Genomic DNA, 22964 nt, shown 5'->3' on the forward strand with positions numbered 1-22964 from the left:
TATAAAGGTCGCCTATCTCTCAGGCGTCAATTTAGACGCAGAGAGGAGGTGCTAAAAATGACAGATATCTTTGTTCACATCATGACCACAGCAGCGAGTGGTTGTATCGTCGCATTATTTGCGCACTGGCTACGCAATCGCAATGATAAATAGGCGACTAGTCACACCAAAAAACCCCCTAACTACTGGCATAGTTAGGGGGTTTGGTGCATCAAATGCAGATATCTTTGTTAATTACATTATAACACCATACTGGATAGGAATGCAAAATTGAAATTATGGAATATAAAGGGGATAGAATCTGAAAATGAGTATTGTTACAAATGATAGGACTTATTTTTTGTGTTGAAAACAATCTTATGATTTATATTGGAAGCCCCTTAATATTTTTCATGTTTTCATTAATGAACCTCATTGCATATGACAACGAAGAGGTAATTATAAGTAAGCTAAGTCAATCAGAGTAAATAAACATATCAACCTTGAATCAATCTAAAATAAAAGTAAAGATAAGTGAGATAAAATGGAAACAATAGGAATCATTATATATTTAAAAGAAGGTTCTCAAAAGTTAATGATTATCAATCGAGGGTCAAAAAAGTAACTTCTTTTATTTCGAATTTACTATTAAAAATCTCAATTTTACTATCTACAACATACAAACATGATGTCAAAACTTTATTGACGTCACAGATGTAATGACTAAAAGATGACTTAACTACATACCCTTACTTTACTACACTAATAGTTATAAGTTTGAATTTATACAAATACGACATTTTTATAAGATGGTTAGTAAGTAACTATGTATTTCCATACTCAACATCAATAAATAACTAAACCATAGTAATAAAAGATATCCTACTGTATAATTAGTTATTATTTTAAGGAGTTGATGAAATGAGAATCAACGTTTTACAACACACACCTAATGAAGGTGTAGGTGCTATTGGAGATTGGGCTAAAGAGAATGGGCATGATTTATATATTTATCACCCTTATTTTTATAATGGTGTTCTACCAAAATCAGAAGAAACAGATTTACTCATCATTTTAGGTGGTCCTATGAGTCCGAATGATTTAGATGATTGGATACTTAAAGAAAGAGAATTAATAAGGGTATTGTTAAAAGAGAAAAAACCAATATTTGGTGCTTGTTTTGGTGCGCAACAAATAACGAAAGCAATTGGGTATACAGTAAGCAAGTCAGCGGTAAAAGAAGTGGGTTGGGATAAAGTATATCTTGAAACAAATACAATACCAGACTTACCAAAAGAATTGATGGCATTGCATTGGCATGAAGAAATGTTCCAAATACCTAAAAATGCAGAATTACTATTCTCTAGTGAATATTTAACTAATCAAGGATTCTTGTTAAATGACAATGTTATTGGTTTGCAATTCCATTTCGAACCAGGGCCTTTTGAAGTTAAAGAAATTGTGACTAATGATTTTTCTTATGCGGTTGATTCTGTATTAAACCAAACTCCACAAGAAATTATTGAACGCGAAGTTCCTAAAGAGAATAAAGAAGTTATGTTTAAATTACTTGATCATATAACTGGTAGATAGACTAATTTTAAGTATTTTTCACACAATCACTTCAAAAAATAAAATATTAATAATTAAAAATATGCGACTTTAGGCACACTAACAAATCCCCTCACTACACCGATAGTGAGGGGATTTCTGCATCTATGCTAGATTTCATATTAACTAAATTATAACACTAGTTAATGTAGAAATGTAATTGACTATTACTTAAACAAAATTATAGAAAAACGTAGTTACTTCATCTATTTTTGGACATTATGTTTTACACATTCTAAGCTCCTGAGCCCTCGAATCCAATGATGACGGACTGTACTTTACCGCTCTTTTGTACAAACGTTACTGGTGTATGATAATTACCATTTTGGCCACTAACTAATTTATAATCATCGCTATTAGGATTTTTATGACCGTGAACATCTGCTTGCTCTACAAGATCATTACCATAAACGGATTTAAGTTGTTTCACAGTTATATTATTCACTTTAATTTGAACAGATGTTGCTGTTTTCTTTCCAGACTTCACTGAAAAGAAGTTTTGATCATATTTACTAAAGTTGTTCAACTTACTGCTTGTCCCCGTTTGAGGTACTATTTTAGTTCCATTAAACGTAACATTGCCATACTTAACCGCATTTTTAAACGTTTTATTTAATAAAAATGAACCATCGTTATTTACGTAGCCACTATACGTATAATATGGTGTAGTAGCTGCATGTGCTTGATTATGGTGTGGTTGTTCTACTGAGGCTCCGACTCCGAATACTGTTCCCATGGCTAAAGTTGCACTAACAATTGCTTTGGCAGTTTTATTCATATGAATCTTCCTCTCATTTCTTAGTCAAATCGTCATAACAATCGTTATATTACGATTTGTTTACAATATTACAACAATATTTCTAAAATTGCAATTTTACACCTATAAGAACATTATTCATCCCAAAATAATTATGATTCATATTTGCTATGTTCAGCATATAAAAATGCACCCCATAAAGTTAAATTTTAAGCTCAACCTTAGGGATGCACCTTATCGAATAGTTTTTTTAACACTAATTTCCTAAGTATATTACGATATTCTATTTCTAATAAATTAATGTCTTCTATCCATCATAGTCTATTAATTTTTGCTTTCATTCTAAAATATCTTCGCTTGATTCAATTTCTACAATGTCATAATGATATTTTTCCAAAAGGGTTTTATATTTATAGAAGAAAATGATGCCGAAACCGATTGATGCTACAAATAAGATGTTTTTCATTTGTTGTCCTCTTAACTTCATAGATTAAATTTATATTCATTAAATAATTATAACATCAAATAACTTTATTATAAATTTAAACAGTTAATTTATTGTTGCTAATACACCCTACTCACCAGGAATAAATACATTTGCTTCACTATCTTTAGGATAATAATAACCATTTGGTATAGTCTGTAATTCAATTAAGGTATTGAACGGTGCCTTAACGTACACACTCTTACTACCTTTCGAATCTTCATACGTTGAATTATCGTGTGTTTCAGATAAAGGTTCAGCGCCTGCACGTGTGGCATTGTCTAATACCGCTTCAATTTCATCTACCATGAATGAAATATGGTGATAACCCAAATCTTCAAGTTTAAGTGGATCTTTCTGATGATTACTCTCTACTTCAAACATTTCAATATTCGGACCATTTCCAATCACAATCATTCTTTGACGCACAATTTTTGCCCCTTTAGTTAAACCTAGCATACGTTCAACTTCTACACCTTCACGTGGTTCATCATCATACGTTAATGCATCATACGCAATTTTAGCGCCAAACGCTTCCTTTAAGAATGTTGTCGCTTCATCTATATCTAACACTGTTAAACCAATATGATTAATCCCTTTAATATGGCTCATATAAACATCTTCCTTTCCGCTTTCAAATATATTTACCCTAAATTTGTGAGAAATAAAAAAGAGTGAGTTCAAATTGAACCCACTCTCTTACCTATTAATATGAGATATTAGAATTGAATTACCATACGTCCGGTAATTGTTCCTTGTTCCATTTCTTCAAAGATATCGTTAATTTCTTCTAACTCACGTGTTTGTACTTTTGGAACAACTTTTCCTTCTGCCGCGAATTGGAAGGCTTCTTTCAAGTCTTGACGTGTTCCTACTAATGAACCAACAACCTCAATACCATCTAAAACTAAACGTGGAATTTCTAAGTCCATTTTCTCAACAGGTAAACCTACAGCTACTACACGTGCGCCAGCTTTCGCAACATCCACTGCTTGATTGAATGGTGTTTTAGCTACTGCAGTAATAACTGTCGCATCTAAACCTTTATTGTCAGTTAATTTATTTACTTCTTCAACAGCGTCTTGATTTTTAGTATTCACAACCGCATCTGCGCCTAATTCTTTCGCAAAATCTAACTTATCATCACTAATATCGAATGCAACCACTTTAGCGTTAAATACATTTTTAGCGTATTGAAGTGCTAAGTTACCTAAACCACCAATGCCAAATACACCAATCCATTGACCAGGTTTAATGTTACTTACTTTTACAGCTTTGTACGTCGTTACACCAGCACAAGTAATTGAAGAAGCTGCCGCTGGGTCTAAATTCTCAGGTACTTTCACTGCATAATCCGCTGTAACAATAACTTGTTCAGCCATAGCGCCATCAACAGTGTAACCTGCGTTCTTAACATCACGACATAATGTTTCACGTCCTGTTGTACAATATTCACAATGGCCGCAGCTTTCGAACATTCAAGCGATTGAGACACGATCGCCTTCTTTAAGCGAATCGACACCTTCACCTACTTTAATAACACGTCCAATACCTTCATGGCCTAATGTTACGCCAGTTACATCACCGAAGTCTGCATTTTTAACGTGCAAATCAGTATGACATACACCACAATATTCTGTTTGAACTAAAGCTTCACCGGGTTTCAAGGCACGTACTTCTTTATCTTCTACACTTACTTTATGATCATGTGTTACTACTGCTGCTTTCATGGTCAATCACTCCTTGTTCAATTAACATTTAATGATAAATTTGTAAATCTACACTCATTATATGCAATCGCTTATAGAATTGGAATCATATTCACTTAATTATTTTTAATTTTCAAACATTTTATTTTTACTGTTTTATTTTTTATAAAATGGTTACTACCACTTATGCTAATACCATTAGACTATTACGCACTTACCATTAAAAAACGCGATATAGTTATGCTATAATTTTACATATAACAATTACTTAATTGCTTAATTACAACTATTGCATCAAGACTTATGGAGGGATTTTTAGTGAAAACACATGTCCTATATGGAAAGTCTGAAGTAGAAGTCAATGTTCCTGATGATAGTACAGTCATAGAACCTCAAAAGATAGAAGCATTAGATGATTATACTTCAGCAATTCAAAATGTTTTGCGACAACCAACAGGTTCTAAGCCACTGAAAGAATTGGTTAATAAGGATGATATTGTATCAATCGTCATTAGTGATATTACTCGACCAACACCGAATCACATACTCGTACCTTTACTAATTGAGGAATTAAACCATGTGCCACGTGAGAATTTCGTAATTATTAATGGTACAGGTACACACCGTGATCAAACACGTGACGAACTCGTACAAATGTTAGGTGAAGATATTGTTAATAGCGTAAAAATCGTTCACAATCACTGCGACGAAAAAGAAAGTTTAGTGAAAGTTGGACATAGTAAATATGGCTGTGATGCATATCTAAATAAAGACTACGTTGAATCTGACTTCAAAATCGTAACGGGCTTTATCGAACCTCATTTCTTTGCTGGGTTCTCTGGAGGACCTAAAGGAATTATGCCAGGTATCGCTGGTCTTGAAACAATTAAGACCTTCCACAACGCCAAAATGATTGGTGATCCACGCTCAACTTGGGGTAATTTAGAAGATAATCCTGTTCAAGATATGGCACGTGAAGTCAATACGATGTGCAAGCCTGACTTCATGTTAAATGTCACATTAAATAAAGATAAAGCAATTACAGCTGCATTTGGTGGTGATGTCTTCGAGGCACATAAAGAAGGTTGTGCTTACGTTAAAGAACACGCAATGTTTAAATGTGATGACCGTTTCGATGTGGTTATTGCTTCAAATTCCGGCTACCCTCTCGACCAAAACTTATATCAAACCGTTAAAGGTATGAGTGCTGCTAGTAAAGTAGTAAAAGAAGGCGGCAATATCATTATGGTATCTGAGTGTGCAGACGGATTCCCTGATCATGGTAAATTCGCTGAAATATTCAAAATGGCTGACACGCCACAAGGTATTCTAGACTTAATTCATGACCCGAACTTTTCAGAAGTGGACCAATGGCAAGTTCAAAAACAAGCAAGTATTCAAACATTCGCAAATGTATATGTGTATTCAGAGCTAACTGACCAACAACTTAAAGACTCAATGCTAAATCCAACATCAAATATTGAACAAACGATTGCCGATTTAGAAGCGCAATATGGCAGAAAATTAAGTATTGGTGTTATGCCACAAGGTCCATTAACGATTCCTTACGTAGAAGACGAAGCATAATGAAAGGATTGATAAACATGACTGAATTACAAAATAAAGAACTTAAATTAAATCAATTATTAGAAGATATGGGCAGTGTCGTAATTGCTTTTTCAGGTGGTGTAGATAGTAGTTTAGTACTTAAAAAAGCAATGGATGTATTAGGTACTGAAAATGTTAAACCGGTTGTTGTTAAATCTGAACTTTTCAGAAATGAAGAATTCGATCAAGCCATTGCATTAGGTCGCGAATTAGGCATCGACGTTCTGGAAACTGAAATGGCTGAATTAGAAGATGCAAATATCGTTAAAAACACACCCGAAAGCTGGTACTATAGTAAACGTTTGATGTATAGCAAATTAACTCAAATTAAAGAAGAGTTAGGTTTCAACTATGTATTAGATGGTATGATCATGGACGATTTAGAAGATTTCCGTCCAGGTTTAAAAGCAAGAGATGAATATGGCGTTCGTAGTGTACTACAAGAAGCCAAACTCTATAAATCAGAAATTAGAGAATTAAGTAAACAACACGATCTGCCTGTATGGAACAAACCTGCTTTATGTAGTTTAGCTTCACGTATTCCTTACGGCGAAGCATTAAGTTTTACTAAAGTGAATAAAGTCAATGAAGCTGAAAAACACATTTTAAGTTTAGGTGTTAATAACGTACGTGTCCGTTACCATCACAATATTGCACGTATCGAGGTATCAGAAGATGATTTGGCAACTGTAATTAGAAACAAAGATAACATTACATTACGCTTAAAAGAACTTGGTTTCGACTATGTTACTGTTGACTTAGAAGGCTACAGAACAGGTAGTATGAATGAAGTCATTGATACCAAAGCGACTAAATTAGTATAAGGACGTATACTCATGAGTAAAGATTCTAACTTTATTGAAGACTTGCTCGAAGGTGTAAAATCAAATCAAATATCCATTGATGAAGCTAAAGCCCAACTCAGTCATTATGACGAATTGGGCTTTGCTAAAATTGATTTACATAGAGCGAAGCGACAAGGATTTCCTGAAGTGATATTTGGTCAAGGTAAGACAAAAGAACAAATCAGTCAAATCATTACAAGTCTATCGAATCATCACAATGTTATTTTAGTCACACGTATTAATGAAGAAAAAGCATCTTATGTTTTACAACAACACCCAGACTTAGACTATTATGCTGAAGCAAATATAGTCTGTACGCCACTTGATTCTATTAATCAATCACATCTCTGTATCTCAGTCCTTTGCGCCGGTACATCTGATCTGCCTATCGCTGAAGAAGCTGCAGTCACAGCTGAAGTAATGGGTATTCAAGTTAATCGTTATTACGATGTAGGTGTTTCTGGTATCCATCGATTATTTGAACATATTCATGATATTCGCAGTGGTAAAGTATCGATTGTTATTGCTGGTATGGAAGGTGCCCTCGCAAGTGTTGTTGGCGGTTTAGTCGATCATCCTGTATATGCTGTACCTACTAGCATTGGATATGGTGCCAACTTAAATGGTATAACCACTTTATTATCGATGATTAATGCTTGTGCACCAGGTACAAGCGTACTAAATATAGATAATGGTTTTGGTGCAGGGTATAATGCTGCAATGATTATTAAGATGCTAGAAAATCAATAGAACGGAGCTATAATTATGAGTAATGCTTTATATTTAGACTGCCATGCTGGTATTGCTGGTGACATGTTGCTGTCCGCACTAGTTGACTTAGGCGCTGACCCTATATTAATTGAACGCGAATTAAAACAATTACCTATCGATGATTTTGCGCTTCACTTTAATAAGAAAGTTAAACAAGGTATCAATGCTATGACGCTGAAGATTGATTTTCATGAACATCATCATCACCGAAAAGCGTCTGATATCTTCAAATTAATCGATGATAGTCAGTTGCCAGAACGTGTTAAGCAACGTAGTAAAGCAATATTTAATACGATTGCGCATGCCGAAGCAAAAATCCATGGTATGACGATAGAAGACGTTCATTTTCACGAGGTCGGTGCTATGGATTCAATTATAGATATTATCGGAGGCTGTATCGCATTGGAACAACTTGGCATCGATACGCTCTATTGTTCCCCTATTCCAACAGGTAACGGGAAAATTAATATTGCACATGGTATTTATCCAATACCTGCACCTGCTACTGCAGAAATTCTAAAAAACATACCCCTCGCAGCATTTGACGTACAAAGCGAATTGACTACACCAACAGGGGCAGCATTTGCTAAAAGTTTAGTCACTCAATTCGGACCTTTCCCAGCTGCAACAATGCAAGAAATTGGGTACGGGGCAGGTAATAAAGACTTTGATTTTCCAAATGTTTTACGCGTCATTCAATTTCAAGATAACCAGCAAGTTTCTCACGACCAAGTACAGGTCATAGAGTGTCAAATTGATGATATGACCCCAGAAATGTTAGGTCATTTTATGGACACGACATTGAAAGCAGGCGCACTAGACGTTTACTTTACACCTATTACAATGAAGAAGAATCGCCCTGCAATTCAATTGACAGTCTTATGTAAAATTAATGATAAACAAACCATTGAAAATTTAGTATTAACACATACATCATCACTAGGCGTTCGTAGTTACACAGTGAATAGACACATTTTAAAAAGAGCTTTCCGTGATGTAGAGACTCCGTATGGTCAAATAAAAGTTAAATTCGCTTTAAAAAATGGAACAATCTTAAAAATGAAACCTGAGTTTGACGATATTAAAGCCATAAGCGAACATAAAACCATACCATTACATCAAGTGTATAATACCGTAATGAACACTATAAATAATCAATACCATATCGGAGAATCTTTAAAATAATTACGACGTTTGTAGAACTAGAATTGATTTAAACAAACAAATCTAATATCAATACAAAAAGGCAATTCCTATTAGAGTGTTATAGGAATTGCCTTTTATAATATGGGAGTGGGACAGAATTCTTTTAAATTCGTCGTAACCCCAACTTGCTTAGCTTGTAAAATCACTTTCGTGATTTTTTGTATTGGGGCCCCGCCCACCTCCGCAAGGATGACTAGAACTGAGAAAAGCTTGATTTAAGCGCCTTCTCAGTTCAGTCAGCTACTGCGAATTTACTAAATAGCACTATTATATTATTTATGCCCCAGACTGAAGTAGTTCTAAAATGGGTAATAAATGGCGTTGCGTGCGGGGCCCCAGCAAAGAGATTTTCAACATGAAAATCTACAAACAAAGCAAGCTGGGGTTGAGGAACTTAAGTGTTTACACACTTAAGTAAGTAGTTCTAATGATTAAAATCAAAGAACTATTTTAGAGACAGCACCCCAGGAACGCGAAGCAACTTATGTGAGTGATTATCTATCTAAGAATTTCTTTACAACTTAAGCGAAATGAGACTGACATATTTTATCAATGTATGAAAATAAGCCAGTAAATGAACTTATTAAAATTCACTTACTGGCTATTAAGAATAGCGTCCCACGTTTAGTACTGTTTATACTATTCAAAAGCTTTGAATAATTCGTCATTCGAATTATTCCACATATCCTCATTGTGCGATTTTAAAAAGTCTTTCAACACTTTTTTATTTTCTTTGCCAATATGATCAATCATAATTTTATGTTTCATAGACTTATCCATCATATTGACATGTTCAGGCATACTCTTATAACCACGGCGTATAGACTTGTTAACTAATAAATAGCATGCAGTAACACCGGCATAATAAGGTCCAGTTTCACTACGCTCAGTTGTCACCCAACAAAGCCAATATTCTTTAGCTTCTTCGCCTTCGACTTCCGATTTGTCAGTTATCCATTTAACACCTTTTTCAACTTGAGCACGCGCATGCATACCGCCTATATCAATAAACGCCTCTTTATTAGCTACATCTATAAATACTGGGGCAATATTATCTAAACTAATTGCACCAATATTCGTTCCTTTATGTCCGTCAAGCGGGTCATTCTTGATAATATTAAATTTAAAACCTTTATTCTCAGACACACGTGACACCTCCGAAAACTTAAATTCATAATTTCTATATTATGTGTTATATATTAAAGTTTCAATGGCTTAATTCAATTCATTAAGTAAATTAATAATTGAACCCTTAATTTGTGGATTATCGATATTAAGAATCATTTCTTTAGGATAGTACAATTTATAATCTTCACGATTAATACCCGTAATACTAGAAATAACAAGTGATTGGCTACTAATTTCTCTAATATTGCCATCACGTCTTAATAAATGTATTGGTTGTCTATTAGATCCTGGTCGATCATAATCATAAGGCAAATCAGAGAAAGCTTCACTAACGAAATAATAATTAGGATCAATATGTCCCTCTATAAACAGCTCTTGCAGTTCAGTAATAGTAATGATTGAACCATCAAATGGAATATATTTAAACAAGTCCCTATTGATAAAACGACGTGCTAAATCACTAAGAATGGCATCATCTTCTTGTATCCATCGCTTTAAATAATAAAGCACTACGACTTCATCTAAATCAACATATTGCTCGATAGTAACCTTCTCTTCGAAGAAAGGAACAAAATCTTCAGGATACATTTTAAAATGATAACCCTCGTTGTACAATTGTTTGACACGTTTCAAACAATTATTTAATAAAACTTCCCCGCCTCTACTAACCGGATGAAAGTATATTTGCCAATACATTTGATAACGGCTCATTATAAAGTTCTCTACAGCATGCATCCCACTTTCTTTAATGAGTACTTCATCTTTAGAAGGTCGCATCAAACGTAGAATACGTTCCATATCAAATGTACCGTAAGAGACACCAGTAAAATAAGCGTCCCTTTGCAAATAATCCATTCGATCGGCATCAATTTGAGATGAAATCATAGAAATGACAAGTTTATTTTGATGTGTTTTATTAATAACATCCGCGACCTCTTTAGGAAAAGTATCAGATACACGACTTAAGACTTCATTCACTTCAGTAGGTCCTGTAATGATGGCTTGTGTAAATGCCTCATGATCTGTATTAAATATCTTTTCAAAACTATGCGAAAATGGACCATGCCCTAAATCATGTAATAATGCTGCACATAAAGCTAATGGTCTATCTGCATTATTCCACGCATCACGCCCAACAAATGATTCATCAATCATACGACGTACGATTTCATATACACCTAAAGAGTGACCAAATCGACTATGCTCTGCAGTATGAAAAGAAAGATATAATGTACCTAATTGTTTAATACGACGTAAACGTTGAAACTCTTTCGTTTTAATGAGATCCCAAATAAGTTGATCTTTGACGTGAATATATTTATGAATAGGGTCTTTAAATACCTTCTCTTCAGCTAATTTCTGTTCAACATAAGGTGTTTGCGTCAAATAAATCCTTCCTCTCATTACAGTATAGTGATAGGGATTATATACTTTTCTTCATTAAAGCTAAATCCATTTGTTCTCCATACATTTCTGGTTGATAAGAACGTACGATTTCAAAACCATTATTTTGATAATATTGAATAGCACCTTTATTTTTATTATCAACTTCTAAATATACTGCATCATATTTACCATCAAATTGTTCTAATCCTTGCTTAAGTAAGCTAGAACCGTAACCTTTGTGTTGATATTCTGGATGTACATAATGCGCAGATAAATACAGTTCTTTACCATAAATGAAATTAGCAAAGCCTATAATTTCATCATTATCCTCGGCTACTAAAAATAATTGTTCTTCTAAGCGTTTCTTTAAATGTTGCTCATTATATGAAGCAGCTAATAGTTCATTAATTGTTGATGCTGCATAAATATTTAAATATGTGTTATACCATGCCTTAGTAGCAACATCTCTAATTGCTACGACGTCATTTGATGTGGCTTCTCTGACTTTAAACATACTTGATTCTCCTGACTTTACTATGGAATTAATAATGAAATTATATCACAGTAGTTATACAATCGCTCAATATAGCGTATTTATCGATATGATTTATCGTACCTTTCATCAAAATCTACATTAGTGTTTCATTCCATTCTTTAGCTCTTTCGAATGCAAATGTATCTTTCGAAATATCTCCTGGTCGTTCAGCTGTACCGATAATATAGCCGTTAAGTTCAGCCCCAATAAAATCTAACGTATATTTCATTTGTGTAATACAAGGCTTCGCTTTCACTTTCGGACAATCTCCACCAACTAAAATAAGACGGAAATCTTTCTTTGCCATTCGTTCTTTGAAGTCTCTATAATTTGGATCAACCATTGTTTCAGACCAATGATCAATAAATGCCTTTAAAGATGCAGATATACTGTACCAGTAAACTGGTGATGCGAAGATCACCGTATCACTTTCTAATACTTGATCAATGATGTGTTTATAATCGTCGGTATAATTAGTAATGTCTTTATTATCATGACGGAAATCTCTTACAGGATTAAATTGGTAATCTGTTAAATCAATCCAATTATAGGCTAATCCTTCTATTGCATACTTAGTAAGTTGTGCTGTGTTCCCCTCTGGACGACTGCCTCCAAATAAAACTGTAATCATGTCTATCCCTCTCTCTTAATTTATATTTAAAATATGCCATTATTTTTTAATTTGTTCGCTACATCAATACTTCATATTAATTTAATATTCGCATATTTGCCTAGTACCCTTATTTCATATGATATATGTGCATTTTCGTAAAATAAAAAAGAATCATTACTATTTATTCAAGTTTCTAAAAAAGCTCTTACACAAATATAAACGGTGTAAGAGCTTAAATTACTTTAATTTATTTTATATTCGTATCTGTTATTCAATCGGAAATAGTTCGTCGATTTTTTTCAATTCATCATCTGTTAATTGAATATTAGCCGCTTCAATATTTTCTACAACTTGTTCAGCACGTTTCGCACCAGGAATTACTACATCTAGCGCTGGACGAGTTAAATAAAATGCTAGAACCACATTGGCAATAGATGTGTTGTGGGCTTCTGCAATACTTTGTAATTGTTTCACTCGACGCACATTATCATTAAATACCTCTGGTTGGAAGTCACGACGAGGCGCACGATGATCATCAAACGTTTGGTTTTCCTCATACTTACCAGCTAAGATACCTGATGCTAGTGGGAAATAAGGAATAAATGTAATATCATTTTCAGCCGCGTATGCCATTACATCTTCATTTTCACGATGTAATAAGTTGTATTCTAATTGCACTACATCTACATAGCCATCTTTATTTGCCTCTTTAAGTTGTTCTAATGAGAAGTTAGACACCCCAATTGCTTTAATCTTACCTTCATCTTTAAGTTCTTTTAACGCTGCAACTGCTTTATCTTTCGGCGTATTTTCATCAGGAAAATGAATATAGTATAAATCAATATAATCTACTTGAAGACGTTTCAGGCTATTCTCAACCTGTTGTTTTAAATAATCTGGGTCATTGTTTTGAATGACGTCATCATTATCTTTAATAACATGAGAACCTTTCGTCGCAATTTGCACTTGTTCACGTGGGTATTCTTGAACCACTTGGCCAACTAATTCTTCCGAACGTTCAGGACCATAAATATATGCCGTATCGAGCAATGTAATACCATTATCAATTGCTTTGCGCACAACATCTTTCCCTTGTTCTTCATCTAAATTGGGATATAAATTGTGGCCACCTACTGCATTGGTACCTAATGCGATTGGAAATACACGAACATCTGATTTACCTAATTGTACTAAATCTGCCATTCATACTCGCTCCTTTATTCAAATATTACTACTTGTAGTTTACCCCATTCTGATTAAGACATTCATATTGACATTTTATATAAGATATATTTTAATGTAACTAATCAAGTTACATTAAAGGTGATATATGATGAATTTAGAATTTAACATTGCAGTACACGTGCTAAGCTTTCTTGCCAAGCACTCAAAGGAACATTTTAATAGTCAAGAATTAGCAACCCTTACTTGTCTTAATCCAGTGCAACTAAGACGCGTTGCCACTACACTCAATAACCAACAATTTATTGATACACGTCGCGGTAAAGGCGGTGGTTATCGAGCGAATGAGATTACACCCACGATTACGTTAGATACACTGTATCAACTTTTCGTGTTAGACAAAGCTTCTGCACAACGTATTTTTACTGGTAGCGAAGAGAGTCATTGTACGATTTCTAAGCATATTGCCACCACTATGACTAAATATAAAGAGCAAGAAACTACCTTAGCACTCAACTTTTATCGTAACTTGACAATCAACGACGTCATTAAAGATACACTACAGGAGGACACAACATATGACACATTATAATTTATTAGTTATTGGCTTCGGTAAAGCAGGTAAAACACTTGCCAAATTTGCAGCATCACAAGGTCAACACGTTGCTTTAGTAGAACAATCATCAGATAACTATGGCGGTACATGCATAAATCACGGTTGTATCCCGTCTAAAGTACTCGTACATGATGGTATTGACGGTATAGATTTTGGTTCTGCATTTTCAAGAAAAAAAGACGTTGTCAGTGCCTTAAATAAGAAAAATTATGGCAACTTGGCAAATGATGCAAATATTGATGTATTCACTAACAAAGCTCAGTTTAATTCAAATACTGAAGTTAATCTTGTAAGCGAAGATGGTACTATTGCTCAGACATTAACAGCAGATAAGATTGTTATTAATACTGGCGCGAAATCAAACATTCCTTCTATTAAAGGGATAAAAACCGCACAAAATTTATACGACTCACGCGGATTATTAAATATTCCTACACAACCTGATCACTTAGTAATTATTGGCGGTGGCTATATCGCCTTAGAATTTGCTTCAATGTTCGCAAATTTTGGTACTAAAGTTACTGTTTTAGAATATGGTTCACAAATCATGCCACGAGAAGATCAAGACGTGGTTGCTCACGCAATTAAGGATTTAGAAGACAAAGGTATTTCGTTTATTACAAATGTAGAAACACAAGCATTTAAAAATGAAAACAATCAAACGACGATAGTAACTTCTAAAGGTAATTTCTTAGCTGATGCCGTATTACTAGCTACGGGTCGTATACCTAACACAGACTTAGCACTTGAAAATACTGACATTGAACTTGGTGAACGTGGCGAAATCAAAGTGAATGACCATTTACAAACATCAGTTGCGAACATTTATGCAGCTGGGGATGTTAAAGGTGGCTTACAATTTACTTATATCTCATTAGATGATTTTAGAATTTTACAGTCTGAATTATTTGGTGACCACTCACGAACTACTAATAATCGTGGTGTAATACCATACACAGTATTTATTGATCCACCATTTTCTCGTGTAGGATTAACGGCAGAACAAGCGAAGGCACAGCACTTTAATTACGCTGAAAATACCCTTCTAATTAATACCGTGCCAAGACATAAAATTAATAATGACCCTCGCGGCATATTCAAAGTAGTCATTAATAAAGATAACAATGAAATTTTGGGCGCTACGCTTTACGGCAAAGAATCAGAAGAAATCATTAATCTAATTAAATTAGCGATAGACCAACATATTCCTTATCAAGTACTCAGAGATAATATTTATACACACCCAACCATCGTAGAATCATTTAATGATTTATTTAATTTTTAAAAATTTATTTTCAATGCATAAATTCAGTCATAGCAAGCTTCACCAGGTTATAAATTGAAATTATCAATATTTTTAAAAATAAAAAGCTTTACTTATTATTCAATTCAAGTTATAGTTGACCTAACGTAATAAAAGCTCGTGAATTTAAATGTAGTGTGTTTGTCTAGAATACTCTCTTTTTTATAAATGAATTTGTTACAAATATTTGTGCAAAAGCACATGGAGGTATTCTATATGAATAACGGTACAGTAAAATGGTTTAACGCAGAAAAAGGTTTTGGTTTCATCGAAAGAGAAGATGGTAACGACGTATTCGTACACTTCAGCGGTATCGCTGGTGAAGGTTACAAAACTTTAGAAGAAGGTCAAAAAGTTGACTTCGATATTACTGAAGGTCAACGTGGCGAACAAGCAACTAACGTTGTTGTAATGTCATAGGATTAAACCTAATTAAGAGTCCGGGACATAAAGTTCTTGGATAAGTAAATAAAGACAATTTCTATTGAAAAAATATAGAAATTGTGTCAGTTTTGGAGTTATATGGCACAAATTTTGTGCTTTAAATGGCGCAAAGCAGGTAGACAATTATATAACTGTTTACCTGCTTTCTTTTATAACATTTCTTTAATTATTCTATAAATGGAACTCCTACTTAATCCCGTCATTTGAGCAATTTCTTCACCTGTATATTTATCACTATCATATAGTTGTTTAATATAATACCTTTGGCTTTTTTCAACTTTTTGAGGTCGTCCTCCTTTTCGACCTTTTTCTCTAGCGGCTTTCAAACCATTTGACGTTCTCTCTTGCACTAGAACTTTTTCGGATTCTAGCAACATTTGGAATACTCTAATAAAGTATTGCCCATATTCATTTTGAGTATTTATATTCAGATTAAGTACTTCTAAATGGAGGTTTTTCGATATTATTTCGTTATCTATGAAGTCCATAAACTGTTTTGGCGTTAATCCCAAAGTTTTTAAGTCATTTATAACTAAAATATCATTCTCTTTTAATTCTTCTAAACAACTTTTAAGTTCTATTTGGTTTTTACTATAAATATTTACTTTCTCAGAAAAAACTAAATCACATCCATTGATTAACAAATGAGTTATCTCAACATCTAAATTTTGGTCAGTATAAGGTACACGTGCATATCCTATTTTTCTCATATACTACAGCCCTTTCAAATTACTCATTTTCTCCTATTAGTAAGCCATCTCTAGCAGTTTCTATCACTTCAACATTTATTTTATTCAATTCGTTAATCTCCATAATTCGTATAATTTGAGAAAATAATCTTTGTACTAATCTAAAATTACCATTCGTAATTTTTATTACCGTATTAATAGATTCATAATCTTCAAAATCCTCATAACTTAAAGGTAAGGAAAGCTCCTCCCACCTATATTCTAAAACGTGTTTTAATTCATCGTTGCTTAATTTTTCAAATTGATGACTAAAACCAATACGGGAATATAATTGAGGATACCTTGACAATCGTTTTTCTATACCTGGCATACCGATTAAAACAACACCAATATCAAGTTGATCATAAATATCTCTAATAATCTCTAGTGTTTTATAATTTAGTCTATCAACTTCATCAATAATAATTAAATCAATTTCATAATTACTTGGTTGTAATCTAACAAGTTCTTCTAATCCGTTAAATTCCTCTTGTCTTTTTAATGATCGATATCCAATTTTCCCTAATGTTAATTCACTAGCCAAGTTTAATAATTCTTTATAAATTCTTGAAGGTCTAACAGGAGGGGCAGTATAAAAAATGGTTTTGCAATTTAGAAATTGATCATCATGTACATTACTTCCTTTATCATCAGCTTTTTGATAATTAGTAATGATTGGGTTTACATAGTCCCAATTTGCATAATATTGTGCAGAAAATGTTTTACCTACACCGGGATTTCCGTAACAAACCCCCATATATTTATACTTAGCGCAATTATCACAAAATTCTTCAAATCGACGGTACTGCTTTGTTTCAACAAAAGTTTTATTAGTCATTTTTATACCTCTTTAGTTTTGACTTTTTAACTTGTTTTGCGTTATTACTTAATTCTTCATTTGATAGTTTGGGACGATTAAGATTTTGAACGAGGTGACGTGTACGAGTAATACTTTTTCCTAACTCTCTTTTTTTATTTGCTCTTAGTCTTTCGATTTCTTTTATACTTATACTTTGGTTTTCTAAATCACTGCAATATGCAATACTTAAAAATTGATTGTTTAAATAGACTCGAATTTCTGAAATATCTTGAGGATCATATCTTATAAAAACTTCTTCTGTTATATAAGCAATGAGGTTAGTAGAAAAATACCTTAGTCCTTTAAAATAGATACCATCTTTGTGTATTTTTCTAGGTTTGCTTGTAGTTAATAATAGTAAATCTAATAATTCTCTAGATTCAGGTAATTGTGGGAGAAAGTCTGGTTGATTCCATTTCTGCATCGGTTTTTCTTTTGTTGTTCCATGTTTACGATAATGATATTCGTTTATTATAAAGTGCTCAAACTTATTATTAAGCTCTTCCAAAGTAAGATGTTTTCTTGACTTTTTATTTTTTGTATAACCAGGAAGTAATTGAAGAAACATTAAATTAACTGTTTGAAAAAAACGTTCTATTTTTCCTCTGCCTTTTGGTATACCTATTTTGGAATATATCAGTTCTATTTTGAGGTTAGCTGATACTTGTTGCATATGTTCTGAGGTATAATCTTTGCCATGATCAGTATAGAATTTTTCTGGTATGCCACAAATTGGCCAATTTGAATTTCCTTTTTTCCATATTGCTTGTCTTAGAACAAGTGCTGTTCTTTCAGTGTCTGGTGATCCAAACTCTATTCTGAAACCTGCAATTGCTCTGCTATAATCATCTAAAACAATTGTTAACCAAGGTCTTTCAATTTCATTCTTTTCATTTAATACTTCTATATCCAACATAGTATGATCAGCTTGCCAAATTTCATTGGGACGTTGGCACTCACGTAAAAATATACCATCGTATTTTTCAGCATACTTTTTTGAGTTCATATTTGAATAAGCTTTTAAGTTTTCAGGTATTCGCTTAATAATATTATAAACTTGGTAATAACTAGGTTCAGGAACCCTCTTATTGTTACACCACTGCTTTGTTTTGCGATATATAGAAGCTATAGAAATTCCTCTGTTACTGAAATACTCGTTCTGAACAAAATTGATAATATCTCCATCTATCTTTATTCGATGTTTATCTTTTCTCGTTTTATCTGTAAGGCCAGCTAATCCATCATTTTTGTATCTATTAATCCAATTATAAAGCGTACGCTTTGGTATTTTTGCTGATTTGCTAACTGTTCTAACTGATTTTAAGTTTTTTAAATAAGGTTCAAGGACACGATATCTTTCCATAGCTTTTTTACGTTCTTCTTCTGTAAAGTCAGCTAAATTTTGAATCATTTCAGCACCTCCATTAAAAAAAGGAAGCATACTGTTATGCTCCCTAATTTAATTGTTAATGATACGCCATTAACAACAGCCTTTATTATTCTGTTGATCTTTACTTGTATTCTCTTTTTTACTCTCTTTATTTTCTTCAATTTCTACTGAACAACATGACTGCTCTTGAGGTTTTAATTTTTTTAACGCGTCTTTGATACCCATTTACTTCACCTCCTTAAATGATTAAGTTAACAGTTAGGCCTGTAGCAACCGCCACAACTAAAATTGCGATAACGAATGATATTACAAATTTTTTCTTGAATAACTTAGATAGCAATACGACTTCTGGAATACTTGCGCCAGCACCACCAATTATTAATGCTACTACTGTTCCTAGCGACATACCTTTTGATACTAATGCTTCGGCTATAGGTAACACTGTTTCTGGTCTGATATACATAGGGATACCGATAACAGAAGCAATAAAGACCGATATAAAACCATCACCACTTGCATACTTAGTTATAAATTCTTCAGGTATGAATCCGTATATAAAGGCGCCAATAGATACACCAATAAATAGATAAGGTAACATTGGGTATAAAAATGCCCACGCATCGTTTAATGCTTGTTTAAAACGAGATCCTGATTTATTAGCAAAAAAGCCATCACCTTTAACATTGACCCCTTTATAACTTTCAGCTAAATTCATTTTTGAAAACACTAAACCTGTTAAAATACTGAAAATTGCTAGTACTACAAAATAAACAACAGCTACTTTCCACCCTAATAATGCCCATAACATAAATATCATTAATGGATTCATTAACGGTGAAGCAATTAAGAAACTCATTGCTGGACCAAAAGGAACTTTGGAATTTAATAGACCTGCAAGTATTGGAATAGTTGAACAAGAGCAAAATGGTGTAACAGCACCAAATATCATACCTAATATATAATTGACGGCTTTATTAGGTTTGCTCAAAAGCTTTTTAATTTTTTCTTCTGAAACAACTTGTTGAATCAGACTTACTATAAAACTCACTACTATAAATAGTAATAATAATTCAAAAAATAACATTAAAAATGTTTTTATGAATTCGATGATTGAATCTGTCATTAGTATAACTCCTCTGAATTTATTTAATCAACTTTTTTTGATATATAAATTAAAAAAAGTTGATTAACATGATGTGTAAGAAGATAAATCCTATAATATTTTACAGCAAGTATCTTCAGTTAATACGACTTGAATCTGTGCTTCATTGATTTTGTAGTAGTTCCATGTACCATGTTTTTCAGATATTAATATCTGTGCACTTATTAATTTTTTTAAATGATACGAAAGCTTAGATTGTTTTAAATCTAATAGCTCCTCTAAATCACACACACATAAAGATTTTGAATCACTTTGACGTATTGAATGTAGAATTTTAAGTCTGATTTTATCAGCTAGCGCATTAAACATCTGTTCATAAAAGTCTAATTGTTCTTCCTCAGTTCTATTAGGACTGGACTGAATAATTTCCATTAAATAATCACCTCTCTTATATATAGATATTTCTATTTTTGTTTGAGTTCTTGTATTGCTTGATTAAAATGAGTTTTTGTTATTTTACCATACATGTCAGGTTCACCTTTAAAGAACTCATTTTTCATATATGATATAGCTTCTTTTAAAGAAACTTCTCTTGATATCATAATTAGATTTAAGTAGCTAACAAAATAATCAACAGATAATGTACCTGCATGATTTATTCTCATAAAATCGAACTCCTTTATAAAATACTAAAACAATACATCAATTTTTTTTGATGTATTAACTATAAATTATTAATGCAACTTTTGCAAGTTACTAAATTCTGTTATTTAGGGTTTACCCTAATCGAACAATAAAAAATACTTGTAAAATGCTATTTTCGTTTGTATGATTAGGGTGTATGAAAAAGGGGTGCTAAAAATGATAGTTGGTTATGCAAGAGTTTCGACCATTGATCAAAATTTAGATAGGCAAATTGAAAATTTGCAATCTTTTGGTGCTGAGAAAATTTTCACAGAAAAACAATCAGGTAAATCTATAGAAAACAGACCTGTTTTTCAAGAAGTATTAAATTTTTTAAGAATGGGAGATCGTTTAATTGTTGAATCTATTGATAGACTAGGAAGAAATTACGAGGAAATAATTCAAACAGTTAATTACTTAAAAGATAAAGAAGTTCAGCTCATGATAACGAGTTTACCTATGATGAATGAAGTCATTGGAAATCCACTACTAGATAAATTTATGAAAGATTTAATTATTCAAATTTTAGCAATGATTTCAGAACAAGAAAGAAATGAAAGTAAACGTCGACAAGCTCAAGGGATTCAAGTCGCCAAAGAAAAAGGTATATATAAAGGGAGACCTGTTCTGTATTCTCCCAATGCTAAAGACCCACAAAAGCGTTTAGTTTATTACCGAGTTGTTGAATTACTTGAACAGGGTAAATCTATAAGTACTATAGCTAAAGAAGTTGGTATTACACGTCAAACTATATATAGAATAAAAAATAGTAAATAAAATAACATAGACAATAATCTATATAGATGTTAATCTATTTAATGTCTAGGAGGTTTATTCATGTCTTATAAAGAACTATCAACAATATTAAAAATTTTATCAGATCCAAGTAGGTTAGAAATATTAGATTTACTTTCTTGTGGTGAGCTATGCGCTTGTGACTTATTAGAACACTTTCAATTCTCACAACCTACACTAAGTCATCATATGAAGTCATTAGTAGATAATGAATTAGTTACAACACGAAAAGACGGCAATAAACATTGGTATCAACTTAATCATGCTATTTTAGATGATATTATCCAAAACTTGAACATCATTAATACATCTAATCAAAGATGTGTATGTAAAAATGTGAAATCAGGTGACTGTTGATGACTATTTTAGCAATTGTAATTTTTCTTTTAACTTTAACCTTTGTGATTTGGCAACCAAAAGGTTTAGATATTGGTATTACAGCTTTAATTGGAGCTGTTGTTGCTATCATTACAGGAGTCGTAAGTCTTTCTGATGTATTAGAAGTAACAGGTATTGTTTGGAATGCAACTTTAACTTTTGTGGCTGTTATTCTTATTTCATTAATATTAGATGAAATTGGTTTTTTTGAATGGTCTGCGATACATATGGTCAAGGCTTCAAACGGTAATGGCTTAAAAATGTTTGTTTTTATTATGTTACTTGGGGCAATTGTAGCAGCATTTTTCGCAAATGATGGTGCAGCTTTAATCTTAACGCCTATTGTATTAGCGATGGTAAGGAATCTAGGATTTAATCAAAAAGTGATTTTCCCCTTTATTATTGCCAGTGGTTTTATTGCTGATACTACATCACTTCCCTTAATTGTAAGTAACTTAGTTAATATCGTTTCTGCAGATTACTTCGATATTGGATTTATTGAATATTTTAGCCGAATGATCATTCCTAATATATTCTCTCTGATTGCTAGTATTCTCGTTTTATGGTTATATTTCAGAAAATCCATACCTAAAACGTTCGATACAGAAAATCTATCAGATCCTAAAAGTGCAATTAAAGATTCTAAGTTATTTAAGCTTTCATGGATAGTATTAGCAGTACTACTCGTTGGATATCTTGTTAGCGAGTTTATCCAAATTCCTGTATCAATTATTGCTGGTATTATTGCTTTTATCTTTGTAATATTAGCTCGTAAATCTAAAGCAGTTCATACAAAACAAGTGATTAAAGGTGCACCATGGAATATCGTTGTATTATCTATTGGAATGTAT

27 protein-coding genes and 2 pseudogenes are annotated in these 22964 nt (G+C 32.8%); 13 read left to right on the forward strand and 16 right to left on the reverse strand.

The genetic code is table 11. From position 1 onward, the window contains the following. Window positions 1-57: 57 nt before the first annotated feature. The 3 genes and pseudogenes from KA858_RS10300 (at window position 58) to KA858_RS10310 (ending at window position 1572) form a co-directional block, all read left to right on the forward strand. A complete protein-coding gene (locus tag KA858_RS10300) occupies window positions 58-153 on the forward strand; it encodes a type I toxin-antitoxin system Fst family toxin (RefSeq protein WP_210135631.1) in 96 nt (31 codons plus the stop codon). 370 nt (window positions 154-523) lie between these two features. Then, window positions 524-592, forward strand: a pseudogene (locus KA858_RS10305) (DUF4176 domain-containing protein); the annotation flags it as partial. Between the two features lie 308 nt (window positions 593-900). Then, the gene (locus KA858_RS10310) at window positions 901-1572 is read left to right on the forward strand and encodes a type 1 glutamine amidotransferase (protein WP_210135632.1); all 672 of its coding nucleotides are present in this window, start codon (window positions 901-903) and stop codon (window positions 1570-1572) included. Window positions 1573-1825: 253 nt separating this feature from the next. Here the strand turns inward: KA858_RS10310 and isaB are convergent, their stop codons facing one another. The 4 genes and pseudogenes from isaB to adhP form a co-directional block, all read right to left on the reverse strand. After that, window positions 1826-2368: an immunodominant staphylococcal antigen IsaB family protein gene (gene isaB / locus KA858_RS10315; protein ID WP_210135633.1), complete on the reverse strand. Its 543-nt coding sequence runs from the start codon at window positions 2366-2368 to the stop codon at window positions 1826-1828. A 316-nt stretch (window positions 2369-2684) separates the two neighbouring features. Continuing rightward, entirely contained in the window at window positions 2685-2813 is a 129-nt protein-coding gene (locus tag KA858_RS12995; RefSeq protein ID WP_281058929.1) for a hypothetical protein, read from the reverse strand. Window positions 2814-2921: 108 nt separating this feature from the next. Continuing rightward, the gene (locus tag KA858_RS10320) at window positions 2922-3443 is read right to left on the reverse strand and encodes a VOC family protein (RefSeq protein WP_210135634.1); all 522 of its coding nucleotides are present in this window, start codon (window positions 3441-3443) and stop codon (window positions 2922-2924) included. Between the two features lie 107 nt (window positions 3444-3550). Then, window positions 3551-4561 (reverse strand): annotated as a pseudogene (gene adhP, locus KA858_RS10325) (alcohol dehydrogenase AdhP). A gap of 297 nt (window positions 4562-4858) precedes the next feature. On the opposite strand from adhP, the gene larA reads away from it, so the two are divergent. Genes larA through larC form a run of 4 tightly spaced genes read left to right on the forward strand, consistent with a single transcriptional unit; the run spans window position 4859 to window position 8949 of the window. Further along, window positions 4859-6127: a nickel-dependent lactate racemase gene (gene larA / locus KA858_RS10330; RefSeq protein WP_210135635.1), complete on the forward strand. Its 1269-nt coding sequence runs from the start codon at window positions 4859-4861 to the stop codon at window positions 6125-6127. A 17-nt stretch (window positions 6128-6144) separates the two neighbouring features. After that, window positions 6145-6972, forward strand: a complete 828-nt coding sequence (gene larE / locus KA858_RS10335) for an ATP-dependent sacrificial sulfur transferase LarE (RefSeq protein WP_210135636.1) — start codon at window positions 6145-6147, stop codon at window positions 6970-6972. Between the two features lie 12 nt (window positions 6973-6984). Further along, a complete protein-coding gene (larB, locus tag KA858_RS10340) occupies window positions 6985-7743 on the forward strand; it encodes a nickel pincer cofactor biosynthesis protein LarB (RefSeq protein WP_210135637.1) in 759 nt (252 codons plus the stop codon). Window positions 7744-7758: 15 nt separating this feature from the next. Further along, the gene (larC, locus tag KA858_RS10345; RefSeq protein WP_210135638.1) at window positions 7759-8949 is read left to right on the forward strand and encodes a nickel pincer cofactor biosynthesis protein LarC; all 1191 of its coding nucleotides are present in this window, start codon (window positions 7759-7761) and stop codon (window positions 8947-8949) included. 660 nt (window positions 8950-9609) lie between these two features. On the opposite strand, the gene KA858_RS10350 is transcribed toward larC, so the two are convergent. From KA858_RS10350 to KA858_RS10370, 5 genes are all read right to left on the reverse strand, one after another. Beyond that, window positions 9610-10116, reverse strand: a complete 507-nt coding sequence (locus KA858_RS10350; RefSeq protein ID WP_210135639.1) for a YwhD family protein — start codon at window positions 10114-10116, stop codon at window positions 9610-9612. 69 nt (window positions 10117-10185) lie between these two features. Further along, entirely contained in the window at window positions 10186-11502 is a 1317-nt protein-coding gene (locus KA858_RS10355) for an HD domain-containing protein (protein ID WP_176747931.1), read from the reverse strand. Window positions 11503-11521: 19 nt separating this feature from the next. After that, the gene (locus KA858_RS10360; protein WP_053030779.1) at window positions 11522-11998 is read right to left on the reverse strand and encodes a GNAT family N-acetyltransferase; all 477 of its coding nucleotides are present in this window, start codon (window positions 11996-11998) and stop codon (window positions 11522-11524) included. A gap of 115 nt (window positions 11999-12113) precedes the next feature. Then, a complete protein-coding gene (locus KA858_RS10365; protein WP_075109124.1) occupies window positions 12114-12650 on the reverse strand; it encodes a flavodoxin family protein in 537 nt (178 codons plus the stop codon). 249 nt (window positions 12651-12899) lie between these two features. After that, window positions 12900-13835 (reverse strand): aldo/keto reductase, encoded by a 936-nt coding sequence (locus KA858_RS10370; RefSeq protein ID WP_053030783.1) that lies wholly within the window; start codon window positions 13833-13835, stop codon window positions 12900-12902. Between the two features lie 130 nt (window positions 13836-13965). Between KA858_RS10370 and hypR the strand changes: the two genes are divergently transcribed. The 3 genes from hypR to KA858_RS10385 all read left to right on the forward strand — a co-directional run bounded on the left by hypR (window position 13966) and on the right by KA858_RS10385 (window position 16153). Next, complete coding sequence (gene hypR / locus KA858_RS10375) at window positions 13966-14406, forward strand: redox-sensitive transcriptional regulator HypR (RefSeq protein WP_210135640.1); 441 nt, start codon at window positions 13966-13968, stop codon at window positions 14404-14406. Further along, window positions 14393-15715, forward strand: a complete 1323-nt coding sequence (merA, locus tag KA858_RS10380) for a hypothiocyanous acid reductase MerA (protein WP_210135641.1) — start codon at window positions 14393-14395, stop codon at window positions 15713-15715. Before hypR ends, merA begins: the two co-directional genes overlap by 14 nt. 234 nt (window positions 15716-15949) lie before the next feature. Further along, window positions 15950-16153, forward strand: a complete 204-nt coding sequence (locus KA858_RS10385) for a cold-shock protein (protein ID WP_053031400.1) — start codon at window positions 15950-15952, stop codon at window positions 16151-16153. 173 nt (window positions 16154-16326) lie between these two features. Here the strand turns inward: KA858_RS10385 and KA858_RS10390 are convergent, their stop codons facing one another. The 7 genes from KA858_RS10390 to KA858_RS10415 all read right to left on the reverse strand — a co-directional run bounded on the left by KA858_RS10390 (window position 16327) and on the right by KA858_RS10415 (window position 20921). Beyond that, entirely contained in the window at window positions 16327-16887 is a 561-nt protein-coding gene (locus KA858_RS10390; RefSeq protein WP_031588353.1) for a recombinase family protein, read from the reverse strand. Between the two features lie 19 nt (window positions 16888-16906). Next, window positions 16907-17743: an AAA family ATPase gene (locus KA858_RS10395; RefSeq protein ID WP_031588352.1), complete on the reverse strand. Its 837-nt coding sequence runs from the start codon at window positions 17741-17743 to the stop codon at window positions 16907-16909. Continuing rightward, entirely contained in the window at window positions 17736-19205 is a 1470-nt protein-coding gene (locus KA858_RS10400; protein ID WP_078099797.1) for a Mu transposase C-terminal domain-containing protein, read from the reverse strand. The genes KA858_RS10395 and KA858_RS10400 overlap by 8 nt, the downstream gene beginning before the upstream one ends. 39 nt (window positions 19206-19244) lie before the next feature. After that, entirely contained in the window at window positions 19245-19379 is a 135-nt protein-coding gene (locus tag KA858_RS13000; protein ID WP_150527333.1) for a hypothetical protein, read from the reverse strand. A gap of 13 nt (window positions 19380-19392) precedes the next feature. Then, the gene (locus tag KA858_RS10405; protein ID WP_204167792.1) at window positions 19393-20277 is read right to left on the reverse strand and encodes a permease; all 885 of its coding nucleotides are present in this window, start codon (window positions 20275-20277) and stop codon (window positions 19393-19395) included. A 90-nt stretch (window positions 20278-20367) separates the two neighbouring features. Beyond that, window positions 20368-20688: an ArsR/SmtB family transcription factor gene (locus tag KA858_RS10410; RefSeq protein ID WP_058332255.1), complete on the reverse strand. Its 321-nt coding sequence runs from the start codon at window positions 20686-20688 to the stop codon at window positions 20368-20370. A gap of 32 nt (window positions 20689-20720) precedes the next feature. After that, window positions 20721-20921, reverse strand: a complete 201-nt coding sequence (locus tag KA858_RS10415; RefSeq protein ID WP_031588347.1) for a hypothetical protein — start codon at window positions 20919-20921, stop codon at window positions 20721-20723. A gap of 196 nt (window positions 20922-21117) precedes the next feature. On the opposite strand from KA858_RS10415, the gene KA858_RS10420 reads away from it, so the two are divergent. From KA858_RS10420 to arsB, 3 genes are all read left to right on the forward strand, one after another. Further along, window positions 21118-21717, forward strand: coding sequence for a recombinase family protein (locus KA858_RS10420; RefSeq protein ID WP_031588332.1), 600 nt, complete (start codon window positions 21118-21120; stop codon window positions 21715-21717). Between the two features lie 60 nt (window positions 21718-21777). Continuing rightward, window positions 21778-22092, forward strand: a complete 315-nt coding sequence (gene arsR / locus KA858_RS10425; RefSeq protein WP_000120603.1) for an As(III)-sensing metalloregulatory transcriptional repressor ArsR — start codon at window positions 21778-21780, stop codon at window positions 22090-22092. After that, window positions 22089-22964 (forward strand): arsenite/antimonite efflux transporter (gene arsB / locus KA858_RS10430; RefSeq protein WP_210135642.1); only part of this gene is annotated, 876 nt, incomplete at its 3' end. The genes arsR and arsB, both read left to right, overlap by 4 nt.

It is taken from the genome of Staphylococcus sp. GDX8P80P, assembly GCF_017893095.1.
GTDB lineage: Bacteria > Bacillota > Bacilli > Staphylococcales > Staphylococcaceae > Staphylococcus > Staphylococcus borealis.

Bases quoted from the DNA above. Each gene is read 5' to 3' on its own strand.
- KA858_RS10300 (WP_210135631.1), top strand. From the start codon at position 58: ATGACAGATATCTTTGTTCACATCATGACCACAGCAGCGAGTGGTTGT.
- KA858_RS10310 (WP_210135632.1), top strand. From the start codon at position 901: ATGAGAATCAACGTTTTACAACACACACCTAATGAAGGTGTAGGTGCT.
- isaB (WP_210135633.1), bottom strand. From the start codon at position 2,368: ATGAATAAAACTGCCAAAGCAATTGTTAGTGCAACTTTAGCCATGGGA.
- KA858_RS12995 (WP_281058929.1), bottom strand. From the start codon at position 2,813: ATGAAAAACATCTTATTTGTAGCATCAATCGGTTTCGGCATCATTTTC.
- KA858_RS10320 (WP_210135634.1), bottom strand. From the start codon at position 3,443: ATGAGCCATATTAAAGGGATTAATCATATTGGTTTAACAGTGTTAGAT.
- larE (WP_210135636.1), top strand. From the start codon at position 6,145: ATGACTGAATTACAAAATAAAGAACTTAAATTAAATCAATTATTAGAA.
- larB (WP_210135637.1), top strand. From the start codon at position 6,985: ATGAGTAAAGATTCTAACTTTATTGAAGACTTGCTCGAAGGTGTAAAA.
- larC (WP_210135638.1), top strand. From the start codon at position 7,759: ATGAGTAATGCTTTATATTTAGACTGCCATGCTGGTATTGCTGGTGAC.
- KA858_RS10355 (WP_176747931.1), bottom strand. From the start codon at position 11,502: ATGAGAGGAAGGATTTATTTGACGCAAACACCTTATGTTGAACAGAAA.
- KA858_RS10360 (WP_053030779.1), bottom strand. From the start codon at position 11,998: ATGTTTAAAGTCAGAGAAGCCACATCAAATGACGTCGTAGCAATTAGA.
- KA858_RS10365 (WP_075109124.1), bottom strand. From the start codon at position 12,650: ATGATTACAGTTTTATTTGGAGGCAGTCGTCCAGAGGGGAACACAGCA.
- KA858_RS10370 (WP_053030783.1), bottom strand. From the start codon at position 13,835: ATGGCAGATTTAGTACAATTAGGTAAATCAGATGTTCGTGTATTTCCA.
- hypR (WP_210135640.1), top strand. From the start codon at position 13,966: ATGAATTTAGAATTTAACATTGCAGTACACGTGCTAAGCTTTCTTGCC.
- merA (WP_210135641.1), top strand. From the start codon at position 14,393: ATGACACATTATAATTTATTAGTTATTGGCTTCGGTAAAGCAGGTAAA.
- KA858_RS10385 (WP_053031400.1), top strand. From the start codon at position 15,950: ATGAATAACGGTACAGTAAAATGGTTTAACGCAGAAAAAGGTTTTGGT.
- KA858_RS10390 (WP_031588353.1), bottom strand. From the start codon at position 16,887: ATGAGAAAAATAGGATATGCACGTGTACCTTATACTGACCAAAATTTA.
- KA858_RS10395 (WP_031588352.1), bottom strand. From the start codon at position 17,743: ATGACTAATAAAACTTTTGTTGAAACAAAGCAGTACCGTCGATTTGAA.
- KA858_RS10400 (WP_078099797.1), bottom strand. From the start codon at position 19,205: ATGCTTCCTTTTTTTAATGGAGGTGCTGAAATGATTCAAAATTTAGCT.
- KA858_RS13000 (WP_150527333.1), bottom strand. From the start codon at position 19,379: ATGGGTATCAAAGACGCGTTAAAAAAATTAAAACCTCAAGAGCAGTCA.
- KA858_RS10405 (WP_204167792.1), bottom strand. From the start codon at position 20,277: ATGACAGATTCAATCATCGAATTCATAAAAACATTTTTAATGTTATTT.
- KA858_RS10410 (WP_058332255.1), bottom strand. From the start codon at position 20,688: ATGGAAATTATTCAGTCCAGTCCTAATAGAACTGAGGAAGAACAATTA.
- KA858_RS10415 (WP_031588347.1), bottom strand. From the start codon at position 20,921: ATGAGAATAAATCATGCAGGTACATTATCTGTTGATTATTTTGTTAGC.
- KA858_RS10420 (WP_031588332.1), top strand. From the start codon at position 21,118: ATGATAGTTGGTTATGCAAGAGTTTCGACCATTGATCAAAATTTAGAT.
- arsR (WP_000120603.1), top strand. From the start codon at position 21,778: ATGTCTTATAAAGAACTATCAACAATATTAAAAATTTTATCAGATCCA.